At 67.9% G+C, this 12,897-nt stretch carries 7 protein-coding genes; 4 read left to right on the forward strand and 3 right to left on the reverse strand.

All coding sequences use genetic code 11. The features are described 5' to 3' along the window. Window positions 1-16 precede the first annotated feature (16 nt). From HZA32_18835 to HZA32_18845, 3 genes are read right to left on the reverse strand one after another with little or no spacing between them, the layout of a single operon-like run. On the reverse strand, window positions 17-3,268 hold the full coding sequence (locus HZA32_18835) for a hypothetical protein (protein ID MBI5426134.1): 3,252 nt from the start codon (window positions 3,266-3,268) through the stop codon (window positions 17-19). Continuing rightward, entirely contained in the window at window positions 3,265-6,561 is a 3,297-nt protein-coding gene (locus HZA32_18840) for a GtrA family protein (GenBank protein ID MBI5426135.1), read from the reverse strand. The genes HZA32_18835 and HZA32_18840 overlap by 4 nt, the downstream gene beginning before the upstream one ends. Window positions 6,562-6,621: 60 nt before the next feature. Next, entirely contained in the window at window positions 6,622-9,012 is a 2,391-nt protein-coding gene (locus HZA32_18845; GenBank protein MBI5426136.1) for a hypothetical protein, read from the reverse strand. 421 nt (window positions 9,013-9,433) lie between these two features. Here HZA32_18845 and HZA32_18850 point away from each other — a divergent pair, with 421 nt between their 5' ends. From HZA32_18850 to HZA32_18865, 4 genes are all read left to right on the forward strand, one after another. Further along, complete coding sequence (locus HZA32_18850; GenBank protein MBI5426137.1) at window positions 9,434-10,429, forward strand: Gfo/Idh/MocA family oxidoreductase; 996 nt, start codon at window positions 9,434-9,436, stop codon at window positions 10,427-10,429. A gap of 72 nt (window positions 10,430-10,501) precedes the next feature. Next, the gene (locus HZA32_18855; protein MBI5426138.1) at window positions 10,502-11,485 is read left to right on the forward strand and encodes a galactokinase; all 984 of its coding nucleotides are present in this window, start codon (window positions 10,502-10,504) and stop codon (window positions 11,483-11,485) included. 72 nt (window positions 11,486-11,557) lie between these two features. After that, entirely contained in the window at window positions 11,558-12,718 is a 1,161-nt protein-coding gene (locus tag HZA32_18860; protein MBI5426139.1) for a hypothetical protein, read from the forward strand. Then, window positions 12,715-12,897 carry a hypothetical protein gene (locus tag HZA32_18865; GenBank protein ID MBI5426140.1) on the forward strand — a complete coding sequence of 61 codons (183 nt, stop codon included), beginning with the start codon at window positions 12,715-12,717 and terminating at the stop codon, window positions 12,895-12,897. Before HZA32_18860 ends, HZA32_18865 begins: the two co-directional genes overlap by 4 nt.

A 12,897-nucleotide genomic window follows, 5' to 3' on the forward strand; every position in this document is an offset into this window, starting at 1 on the left:
TTCGCCGCCGTCGTGCTCATTGCGGCGTCGGCACGTCGGTGCGCACCGAGTAGAGCGTGCCTTCGAATTTCTCGCCGCTGGTCGACATGCCGGCAGGATTGCGGGCGAACACCACGTCCGCCGGCTGCACCGGATGCAGCGCTTGGTTGGGTTCGTTGAGCACCAGCGCATCGTTCACCCAGACGCGCACACCTTGCCGTGCGCCGCCGGGCAACAACGTGGCCAGCTCCATGACGACCGTGTGCACGCCGGGCGGCAGCGCGAATGGCGCGCTCTCGGCGCCGCCGTAGCCCCAGTGGTCGATGCCCGCGACGTAGCGCCCTCCTCCCACCGGACGCAGATAGACCGAATCGGCCGCCCCCGCTTTGCCGGCCAGCAGGAGCGGTTGGCTGCGGAGAAATCCATCCTCGGGCACGCTGAACCTCAGACGCACGCGGCCGGGCAATGTCGGTGCATGGGCAGCCTCCGCTGACTGCCGCAGCGCCGTGCCGCGCCATTCGCCCTCGAGCGCCCGCGCCTCGGCCGGAGCCGCCGTGAAGAAATCGGTCAGCGCCGTTAGCACGATCTTGCCGCCCTGCTCCACCTCGAGAAGCCCGCGGCCCTTCTCGTCGGCGGCGAGGCGTGCTTGCGGTAACTCCACATGCAAAGCTGCGCCGCTGGCGTCGAGGGTTTGCCCGCTCCACACCACGCGGTCCTCATCAGCCCAGCCAAGCCGCGGCGCCGCCGCGGGCGTATCGCGCCGCCATACGATCGCTGCGCGCGACCCGTCGCCGCGGCGCCACGCGATGATCGTGCCGCGCGTGCCACGGAACGTTGCGGCCGTGAACGCCGGCGCATCGAGCGCCCCGCTCGCGGCCGTGTGGAGCGGACGCAACCGCATGCCTTCAAGCATTTCGCCGGCGAACGAGCGTCGCGCACCGGAGGCCTGCACGAGGTTCGCGCCGAGCACGATTTCCGCCGGGGTCGATGGGTGCGCGCCCTTGCCGAGAACGAGCACTTCGCGGCCGTTCCAGCGCACTCGCGGCGGCGCACCGTCGGCGAGTTCGATGCGGTCGCCCTCCGTCCAACCAAGGGGATCTCGAGCGAACGGCAGTTCCACCTCGACGAACTGCGGTTGCTGGTAGTCGACGGCAAATTCCTCCGACTGCTCATCGCCGGCGGAAAATCGATCATGCACCAGCCGCACAAACCCGGGCCGCGTAAATATCACATACAGCATGTCACAGCGCGGATAGCCGCCGGTGACGACCAGCGGCTCTGCCAGTCCGAAACGATCGCGCGGCAACGTCAGCGAGAGGCGGATTGTCCCCGCGCGCGCCAGCCGCGCCGCCACCCAGCTGTCATCTAGCGGCGTCGAGCCCGGGGCGAGAATGCGCCCTGGAAAAACCGCGTCCGGCGAACGACCGATCCGCCAGCTTCCCCACCGCACCTGCGTCGGCGAGGTGTCGTGGCTCGGCACGTCGCGTTCAAACCGCAACTGCCCGTCGACCGCGATGCGCAACCGGCGCTTGAGCACCGCGCGCTCATCAGCGGTGCGCGCGCCATACCACGCGTGACGCACCGGCGGCAGGAGGAAGGCCCCCGTCACTCGCACGCGGCTGCGTGCGCCGGGCTGGAAATCGAACCACTCGCCGGCGGCCGTGCCGTATTCCCAGTGCTGGTAGACAAAACGCGCGCGACGCCCGCCGTCGAAGTCGACCCACACGCCGTCGTCGAAACCTGTCGCGCCGGCCGACAGCAGCGGATGCCGTCCACCCGCCCCTTCCGCGGGCCACTGCAACTCCGCCGTCTGGTCGCCGACGTTCTTGAATAGTCCCGGAGCGAGCCGGGCGACAAATGCGTCCGCGCGCGAAGCCGTCTCGCGATAGCGGGCCTGATCGGTCGTGGCGAAGAACCCATGCACCTGCATGCTCGCGAGCACGTTGAAAAGCGCCGCACCGAGGACGAAGAGCCCGCTGCCCGCCGCGAGCACCCGCAACGCCGTGCGCCGCTCGACGAACGCCAGCCCGCACACCCCAAGCGTGAGCCACACCAGCGCCGGATGGAAATCCAGCATGTAACGATTCGCGCGCACGCCCGTCAGGCTCGTCACGAGCAGATTGCCGCCGAACCACACGGCGACCGGCAGCGCAGCCAACGCGAACTCGCCCAGCGCGCGCCAGCGCCGCGCCGCGAGTGCCGACACCGCGGCGAGCGCGGCGACCAGCACCCAGGCGAACTCACCATGCACATGCTCACGACCAATGTAGTCCACCGGCTTCGGCGGCTCCTCCGCCGGCGCCAAGAACGGGAAGTAGACGCTCAGCTGCGGCGGCGCGAAATAGTAGAGCGGTATGTTGTGCGCGAGATTCGTGCCGCGAAACATCCGCTGCGGATTCAGGCCGAGTTGATAGCTGTGGCCGAATTCCAGCACGCTGCCGAAGCGCGCGTAGTTGTAGCCCGCCAACCCAGCACCGATCGGCGCCGCGCCGGCCGCCGCGAACGCCACGCACGCCACCGCGCGCCGCATCCCGCCGCCTTGCACACGGGCGGTGAGCCACGCACCGAGCGTGAGCGCGAGCAGCGCGACCGGCGCGAGATTCGCGCGCGAGCCGATCGCGAGGCCGCATGCGATGCCAGCCGCGACGAGCCAGCGTGCCGGCCGCGGACTCCGCGCCGCGCGCGCGAGCGCCCAGAGCATCAGCGCCCCGAACACCCAGCCCGCCGTGATGGCGACTTCGTAAAAGAGCGGACGCCGCAGCGTCGACGGCATCACCGTGCAAAGACCCAGCGCGAGCACAGCGAGCATGTCCCAACTCCGTCCGAGCGCCGGGAAAAAGCGCCGGCGCATCTCGCGCCACCAGAGCAGAGAGACCGCAAGCGCAGCGAGCGCGAGCACGAGCGCCGCCACCGCCACCGGCAGGTCATTTCCCGTCAGCGCCGCGAACGGCCAGAACAGCAGCACAACCGGCGCGACGCCGAAATACAGGTAATAGCGGTCGCGGTAGAGACTCGCATCGAGCAGATACGGCGCGCGACCCGGCCGCTGCTCGGGCGGGAGCTTGAGCAGTTCCGGGTCCGGCTTCGCATCCATCCAGAGATGGCCTTGCTGGAAACCATCGACGAGCAGGTTGTAGTAATCGCGCTTCGGTCCGTCGATGCGCACGTCTTCCGCCGTCGTCAGCACCGTCCACCAGTAAAACCATGCGACGAGCGCCACCGTCGCCGCGACTGCTGCCGCGCCCCGCCAGCGGACGAGAGGCCGAGTCTGCACCGTCGAACCGCTCATGGTTTCTCGTTGCCGAGCGGCACCTGCCGCACGTCGAGCAGCACGCTCGTCAACTCCGGCGCAGCCACGGACGAGCCCGCGCGATTTTCGCCGAGCACCAACGTCTCGCTGGCTGCAGGATAAAACGACACCTCCGTCTCCCACACCACGCGGCCGTCAACACGCACGCGCAACGGCCCCTTCTGTGCCGCGCCATTCCCGCCGAGCGTGGGGAACGCGGGCAGCTCGATCGCGAGCGCATGTGCTTCGCCGTCCGCCCAGGCAAACTCCGGCCCGCTCGTCGCCGAGTAACCCCAGTGATCGTAGAGCAACCGCGCGACACCCGGACGCGACCAGTCGATCGCGAGCGTGTTCGCCGCGCCGGCCTTGCCGGTCGCCACCAGCGGCTGTGTGCCAACGCCACGTCCACCGAGGGTGAGTTCGACGCCCGCGAAGGGGCCCGCGCGCCACGCGGCGGGCGCCGGCTCACGCCGCCAATCGCCGATGCGTCCGCGGAAGAGCGTGGCCGCCGCGTTCGAACCGATGGCGTTGCGCGCGACGCGAACGACGCCCGCATCCGCCGGCGGCGGCTCCGTGCGAAGCCACCAAATCGGTTTCCCGTCCTGCCACACCGCAAGCGTGCGCCGCAATGCGACTAGGGGCGAGCCGGGCGCGATCGCCAGCAACGAGCCGAGCCGCACGCGCAGCGCCAGCGCGCGCTCCGCACCGAGCGGGAAGATCGGGCTCTCGACCAGGCCGGCACCCCAGCGTTCGTAGAAAAACTTGAAGCTCTCCTCGGCCGGCGCGACGGCGAGCAGATCGGAGCGCCCGCTCTCGCCAACGGTCACCAGCGGCTGAGCGAGACCGACCTCATTCGCCGGCACCGCGAACGCCGTAGTCCACGCCACGCCGGGCGCCGGTAGTTTCACCGCGAGCGAAACATCCCCGCCCGCCCCCGTATCCACGAGCGGCGGCGGCAAGCCGGTGCGCGTCACGCGATCGATCACACCCGAGAAAACCGCATCGCGTCCGCTGCGGCGATCCGCGCCGGCAGCGACTGCATCGGGCGGAATCTCCGGCGCGCCCGCCGCGCGATCGAGCAGCATGCGGCCATCAACGGCGATGCGCACCCAGTCCTTGACGCTCGCGATTTCGAGCGGCGACCGATCAGCGAAGAGCGGATGCTCCGCCGGCGGATACAGCGCGCCCGTCTCGAGGCGCACCCGGTGCGGACGACCGCGCGGAAGCGCGATGGGCTCGGTTTCGATCAACTCCTGCCGCGCGGACTCGAAGCTGAATTTCACGCGGTCGTCGTCGAGGTGCTCGACGTAGAACATCGCGCTGCCCGGCACATGGCGGCCGAGCGCGAGCAGCGGCTCGCGACCCTTGCCGGGGCGGATCGAGAAATAGACTTCCATCTCGACCGGGCCTGTGGATTGGCCGGTGAGCTTTTCCCACCACGCGATCGGTGTATTGAAGGCCCGGCCGAGCGCGCGATACGCTTCGGGATTGCGATCCAGCAGCATGCCGTGGAGCGCGCTGCTACCGAGAAACGCCGCGAGGCCCGACACGCCCGCGGCGACGGCGAAGAGCGCGCGACCGAGGCCGGGTTTGGCCGCGCGTTGCTCCCATGCGGCGAAGCCTACGAGGCCGCACAACAGCCACCACGGAAGGAAATCCGCTTCGTAGCGCGAGACGGCGGTGTTGAAGCAGAGCATCAACGCGGTCGTCACGAGCGCCATTGCGCCGCACACGCCGACGAGCACCGCGGCGTCCGCCGGCCAGTCGTCGCGCCGCCGCGCGAGTTGCCTGCCAGTCAGCGCGACGAGCAGCAGCACCGGACAAACCCAGAACAAGCCGTAGACGAATTCCGCCGAGTAGTAGCCGGCCGGCGGCGTGGGCAGTTCCGGTTGGGAGAGAAACGGGAAATAGCGGTTCACCTCCGGCACCACCCAGAAATATGCGCGGAGGTTGAAGGGCACGTAGCTGAGGCTGAAGTGTCGCGCCTTCGCTTCGTAAACGGACGTGAGCTGGTAATTCAGGCCGAACTCGAGCGGATTGCCGAAACGCGCCTGGTTGTAGGCGAGCAGCGCCGCCACGCACAGCGCGAGCGGCACCCCGGCCCAGAGGCAGTGCCGCACGAAGGTCGGCAGCCACCCCGCGCCGTCACGCCGGGCGGCGCGCGCGGTCAGCGCCAGCACGAGCACGGCAAGACCGGCGCCCGCGACGACGAGCGTGGGACGGCAACCGACCGCGAGGCCGAGGCACAAGCCGGCGAGCGCGAGCCAGCGCGACGGACGCGGCGCGCGCAACGCCGCGTAGGAGCACGCGACGAAGGCCGAGAGATAGAACTGGCCGGCGGCGATGGGCAGTTCCCAAAAATTCGCGCGTCGCGCCAGCACGAGCAGCCCGCCGCAGAGTCCCAGCACCACGAGGCCGCCGATGCGGGTCAGGAGGCTCGCGCGGGGAAATTGATCGCGAACGACGCGCAACCAGAGCGCCGCGAGCATCCAGAACGCCGCGAGCACGAACGTCGCGAGCGCATACGGGAACGGCAGCTCCTGTCCGGTGAGCAGCTTGAACGGCGCGAGTAGCGTCACCACCGGCGCCACGCCGAAGTAGAGATAGAATTTGCCGTTCGCGTAGCTGACGTCGGGCGGCACGAACAGATCGGCCGGGCGCTGCGTCGGGTCCCAGGGCGTGGCGAGTTGCGCGAGCCGCGGCGGCACCGGCAGATCGAGTGCGAGCGTGCCGTGCTGGAAGCCGCGGAGGAGGCGGTTGTAGTAATCGCCTTGCTCGCCACCGAGGCGCGGAAATTCCCATTTTCCGAGCACGGTCCAGAGCAGCAACGCGCTCAGCGCGAGCGTGACGACGAGTCCGAGCAGGCGACCCCAAGCGTCGCGCGCGGTGAGTTCGCGTTTGGCGGCGTCCGGATGGAAGACGCGCCATTGCAGCAGCAGGAAGCTGGCGGTCATCTGCGTGAGGTTGGCCACGCCCGCTGCGAACCATGCGGGGCAGCCGAACACGGTCTGTGCGAGCGTGAAAACCGGCCACTGGATCAGGAAGGTGACGAGCACCGTGTGCAGGTAATCGGCGACCTTGCGGCTATCCGTCGGCGTCGCGTCGGCGAAGGTCCAGCGCTTGTTAAGCAGGTAGTGGAGCAGCAGCGCCGGCGGATAGGCCGCGAGGAAGGCCAGTTGCGGCGCGAGCACGCGGCCAAACGCCCAGTTCAGCGCCATGAAAAAAAACATGACGGTCACGCCCACCGTCCCGAAACGGAGGAGGCGCAGCAGGGATTCACGCGGCAACTTCATCAACGCAGCGTCCAAGAAGCGGGAGCGCTCAGGCGCTGACAACGCAATTCCCGCCGCGTTTCACTCGCGGGTGGCGGAGACGATCCGGCCGGAAAACCGCGGAGAGGAGGTGGAGGCGCCGATGGAGTTCACCCCGATGCGCGCCGGGCCGGCGGGGGGGTGAAAATCCCGGGGCGCGTCGAGCAGCGTGCGACCGTTGAGCTTCACCACGAGCCCGCTCGTGCTGCCGTCGCGCCGGAGCGGTGGTGCGCTGATCCAGAAATCGAGGTGCTCACCGGGAACCACGTCTATTAGCTCGGATTCGATGGCCCCCGAGCCCCAGTGATCGTGCCCGATCACGATGCGATTCTCCGCGACGCGCTGGAGGAAAATCAAATCGCCCGCGCCGGTGCGCCCCGAGCACACGAGCGGGAGACTGCCGGGGCCGGTCCAGCCGGGGAGCTCCACGATGAGGCGGAGCGGGCCGGTCTCCTCGCGCGCGAGCGATTCCGCGGTGAGTGGCACGCGGCGTTGCGCGACGATGCGGCCGGAGAAATCGCCCTTGAAGGCCGGCCGCAGCGGACCGCTCGTGCCGAGCGACGGCGCAAACTCCGTCGCCTCGAAACAGCTCGCCTCACGCAGCGCGAGCGCCTCCTTGCCGTTCACGAGCACCCGCACCTGGTTCTTTCGCCGCGCAATCTGATCAGGCGTCATCCCGCGGAAAAGCGGATGCGACGCCGGCGGATACAGCGAACCCATCTCGATCTGGATGACATTCTCGCGCCCGGGCAGGTAATCGACGAACGGCCCGATGCCGCCACCGTAGGCCGTGTGCTCGAAACCGAAGCGAATGCGATGCCCTTCGACGCGCTGCACGTAAAGATAGTCGGCGAGGAAATGGCGCCCCGTCGCAACAAGGCACTCGACGTCACCTAGATGCGTTTCCGGAAATACGACCCGTAGTTCCAGCGGCCCGTAGTCGACGCCGCGCACGCGCTCGAACGTCCACGGCAACCAGTTCGCTCCGCGCGCGACGCGCTCGAATTCCACCGGGAACAGCACTTCGAACAGCCGGTTGTGCTGCGCGCTCATCATCGCGTTGAACGCCGCCGACCACAGCGCAAGCGCTGCGCAAACGGCCACCATCCACCGCCGCACGTCGCCGGCGAACGCACCAGTGAGCCCGAGCGCCCCGATGCTGCCGACGAGGATCCATGCCGGAAAAAAGTCCACGATGTAGCGATTCGTCGAGCCGCCGAAGGTCGACAGCACGAGCAACGCCCCCGCGCCGGACAGCGCGAGCATCGCCGTCCACACGCCCGCCACGCCGCGCGGGCGCCAGCGCGGCACGAGCAGCGCGAGACCGAGCAGCGCCCACGGCGCGCCGAGCAGCACGCCTTGCACGTCCTCGGTGCCGATGTAGCCCGCGGGTGCCGGCGGCACATTCGCCACCGTCAGGAACGGGAAATACGCGGTGAACTGCGGCAGGGTCAGCAGGTAGAGACGAAGATTATAGAGGATGAACGCGCCGCCGAACGCCGACTGCTTCGTGTGGTCCTCCATGCCCGCGAGTTGGTAAGTGTGGCCCGACTCGAACGGGTTGCCGAAACGCGCGTAATTGTGCCACGCCATCAGCGCACCCACGACGAGCAGCGGCGCCAGCCCGGCCGCGAACAGCCGCCACCACGTCGCGCGCCGCCAGAAATTGCCCCACCCCGCCTCCTGTGCCGCACGCCACAACGGCGCCAGCATCACGAAACCCGCCGCGAGATACACCGGGCGCGACGCGATCGCGAGACCGAGCGCGAGCCCGGCGCCGGCGAACCACCCCGCGCGCCGCGGCGAATCCAGTGCGCGCCACGTGCACGCGAGCGTCGTCATGAACAACGCGTGGGCACACGCGATCGCGATTTCCCACACGTCCGGTCGGCGCAGGAACGGCACCACGAAATTCCCCGCGCCGATCGCGAGCAGGCCAAGCCAGTAGATCGCCCCGCGCGCGCCGGCGCGGCGGCAAATCGCACGCCACAGCCACGCCGCAACGATCCAGCCGCACCCGGCGAAGAACAGCACCGCATAGCGCGGCGTGACGAAATTGCCGGTGAGAGCGTGCCCCGGCCAGTGCAGCAGCAGCGCCGGCGCGGCGCCGAAGTAAAGGTAGTGCTTGCCTCGGAAATACGAGGCGTCGTGCACCCCGTGCGCACCGCGCTGCGTCGGGTCGTAGGGATTGGCCATCGCATCGAGCACCGGGTCCGGCGCGACGTCCATCGCGAGTTGTCCCTTCAGCCAGCCGCGCAAGAGCAAGTTGTAGTGATCGCTGCCGCCGCGATCAAACGCTGGCAATTTTCCGGACGGATCGATCGTCCATTGATAGAATGCCAGCACCGCCAGCAACACCGCGACGGTCAACGCACGCTCCAACCAAAGGCGGCCGGCGCGAACCTCAGGGATCTGGGGGGAAAGTTTACACACGCGCAGGACGAAAAAAAGCGCGCGTTTTCACTCCCGCCACAAGCGCAAAACCTCCCCGCGGCGCCACGAAACACGAGCCGTCAAGCCGCCGTAGACAGGGGCGCCGCGCCGGTCGCGGGCGACGTGAATGATCGATGGCCAGTCGGTTCGCTGGGTGAGTTTCCACCGCGTTGCTCCTTAACGCGCACCCCACGGCAAGCCGTTCACCGCAGCGCCCTCCCCGCGACGCGGCCAGCCCATCCTCGTAACCCGCCGCGAAACGCGCTGCATGGGTGCCGGGCACAATGCGATCGGCGCTCCCGAACACCTCATACAGCCCGCGATGCGAACGGTGACGCGCGTGTCGACTGAAACTCTAGCTTGCCCATCGCACACGCGCTGAGAAACTGCACCCTCTATGTGTGACAAGTCGCAAAACCCTTTGCGCTTCGCGGTGATCGGTTGCGGTCTCATCGGCCGCAAACGCGTCAACGGCCTCAAGCCCCACCCGATTCTCTATACCTGCGACCTCGACGCCGCCCGCGCGGCCGATCTCGCCGCGCTCACGCCGGGATGCCGGGGCATCACCGACTACAAGGCCGTCCTCGCCGATCCGCAGGTCGACGCCGTCGTCGTCGCCACGCTCAACAGCGCCCTCGCGCCCATCACCCTCGACGCCGTCCGCGCCGGCAAACACGTGCTCGTCGAAAAACCCGGAGCGCTCAACGCCGCCCAACTCCGCGAGATCCAAACCGCCGCCGAGAGGACCGGCGCGAAGGTCCGCATCGGCTACAACCACCGCTTCCACCCCGCCCTGCGCAAGGCACGCGAACTCTTCGAAGCCGGCGCGCTCGGACCGATGATGTTCCTGCGCGGTCGCTACGGCCATGGCGGACGGCACGGCTACGACCGCGAATGGCGCGCCAACCCCGCGCTCTCCGGCGGCGGCGAACTGATCGACCAAGGCGTGCATTTGATCGACCTCGCCGGCTGGTTCCTCGGCGAGTTCACCCGCATCGAGGGGCACGCCACGACCAATTTCTGGGACATGAAGGTTGACGACAACGCCTTCATCTCGCTCCGCACCGGGGCTGATCAAACCGCTTGGCTGCACGCCAGCTGCACGGAGTGGAAAAACATGTTCTCGCTCGAGCTCTATGGTCGCACCGGCAAGATCATCATCGAAGGCCTCGGTGGCAGCTACGGCAACGAGACGCTCACCTATTATCCGATGCCGGCGGAGAAACTCGGCCAACGCCCCGAAGCCCAGATCTCCAACTACGCGGGCCACACCGACGATTCGTGGGCGCTCGAAACGGCCGCGTTCATCGAAGACATCCGGCTCGGCCGCCAGCCGCAGCCGGGCTTGGCTGAAGGCATCCGCACGCTGGAAATCGTGGAAACGATCTACCGCAGCAGCGGTTATCCGCGCCCGTAGCACCGTTACTAGCCGACCGCCCACTTCTTTTCCACTTCCCGCCCTCCTGTAATCCGATTTCTTGCCCGCAACATGATCATCACGCGTTCCCCCCTGCGCATTTCCCTTGGCGGCGGCGGCACTGATTTGCCGTCCTACTACCGCGAGCACACCGGCTTCCTCGTCGCTGCGGCGATCGACAAATACGTCTACATCACGAAGCACCGCACGTTTCAGCAGGACATCATCGTCAAATATTCGAAGCTCGAGCGCGTGCAGTCCGTCGATCAGGTCGAGCACCCGATCGTCCGCGAGGCGCTGAAGCTCACCGGCGTGACCGATCCGCACATCGAGCTCACCTCGATGGCCGACATCCCCGGCGGCACCGGTCTCGGCTCCTCCGGCAGCTTCACGACCGCGCTGCTGAAGGCGCTCCACACCTACAAGAAAAACATCGTCTCGCCTGCCGAACTGGCCGAACAGGCCTGCGACATCGAACTCAACAAACTCGGCGAACCCATCGGCAAGCAGGATCAATATATCGCGGCCATCGGCGGCATCACCGCTTTCACGTTCCATAAGGACGGCCGCGTCGAATACCGCCCCTGCAACATCTCCGAGGAGACGCTCTACAATCTCGAGGACAACCTCCTCCTCTTCTTCACCGGCTACTCGCGCTCCGCCTCCGCGATCCTCAAGGACCAGAACGACAAGTCCAAGCAGAACGACAAGGCGATGCTCGACAACCTGCACTTCACGAAGGAGCTCGGCTACAAGTCGCTCGAGTGCCTCGAGACGGGCAATCTCGAGGAGTTCGCCCGCCTCATGGATGTCCACTGGCAGCGCAAGAAGGCCCGCAGCTCCGGCATGTCGAACGCGCACATCAACGAGTGGTATGACTACGCGATGGCCCACGGCGCGCTCGGCGGCAAACTCATCGGCGCCGGCGGCGGTGGCTTCCTCATGTTCTACGCGGCCGACAAGACCAAGCTGCGCCACGCGATGCGCGAGAAGGGCCTGCAGGAGGTCCGCTTCCGCTTCGACTTCGAGGGCAGCAAGGTTGTCGCGCAAAACTGAGCGCGCGATTCCGTCCCACGCGCGGCGCGCCTGCATTGCCAAGCGCCGCGCGATGCGCACTGTCGCCTGATCGTGCGCAGCCGGCTCCCGACACTCGCTCTGCTCGCCGGCCTCCTCGCCGGCTTCGCGCTCGCCGTGTTCCTCGGCGCAGCCGCCGAAGGCTACAGCAAACCGGATCGCTTCCGGCGCTTTCATCCGTTCATCAGCCCGGAGTCGCTCTTCTACCCGACGTTCGCGTCGCTGGAGAATCTCGCCCTCGCCCACTGGCAGCCCGGCAAGACGCTCGTCATCGTCGGTGGCAACTCCGTGCTCAACGGCGTCGGCCAGCCCGAGGACCGCCTCTGGAGCCTGCGCCTGCAGGAGTTGCTCGGCCCCAATTTCGTGGTCGTCAACCTGTCGTTCCGCGGCGCTTTCCCCAGCGAGGCAGGCGCCCTCGTCGCCGAGTCGTTACTCCGCCGCGACGTGCCTGTCGTCTACATCGCCAACACGTCGCCCGGCGGCGTCGTGCGTGCTTTCGAAGGTTTTTACCGTCACTTCTTCTGGGCCGCGCGCGCCCGCGGCGCGCTGCACGATTGGCCTTTGCGAGAAAAAGACCTCTCCTTCCGCCTCGCCTCGCTGCCCGACAACACACGCCGCGAACGCGAAGAAGAGATGCGCGGTGCCGCGCTTGATCGGTGGTTTCATTTCCAGGCGCTCTGGCAACACGTCGCCTACCGCTACGCATTCACCGTCTGGAATCGCGTGACCGGCACCTCCTCGTGGCGCGCGCGCGATGCATTTCCCGACGACGAAACCCCGCCTCCGCCCGTCGCCGAACGCTTCGGGCCGAATCTCGTGCGCGAGATGGAAATCGTCCGCAGCGTCACCGCGCCGCTAGCCACGCCCACGCCGAACGGCGGCTGGAGCGTCGACACCACGCGCCTCGCCTCCGCCGGCGACGACCTTGAGAAGACCTTCCCTCCCTCGCTACGCCCCCGGATGCTGATGCTCCTGAGCCAAAGTTCGCCCTACCACCGCACGCACCTCACCGCCGCCGAACGCGCGCGCGACGACGCCGTGTTCGCCGCCTACGCCGCGCTCTGGCGCGAACACGGTATCGCCAGTGCGATCTACGGCACGGATTTCGCCGTGGAGGACTTCCACGACCGCACGCACCTCACGCCTTCCGGCGGCGACAAACTCGCCGAACTCGTTGCGCGAGAAATTCGCAGTCTCGCCCAGAAAAAACCATGAGCGCCGCGTCCCATCCCACGCCTCCGCCCGCTCCCGTTCCGCGCTCGGAGCCGCCGCGCCCTTCCGCGCGTCGCCTGCTCGGCCTTTTTCTCCTCGGTGCGGCGCTCGGGCTGTTCCTGCATTACTTGCTTTACCGCATTTCGCTGCCCATCGAACCTTTCATCTACGTCGCCTTCTAA

Source organism: Opitutia bacterium (genome assembly GCA_016217545.1).
Lineage (GTDB): Bacteria > Verrucomicrobiota > Verrucomicrobiia > Opitutales > Opitutaceae > Didemnitutus.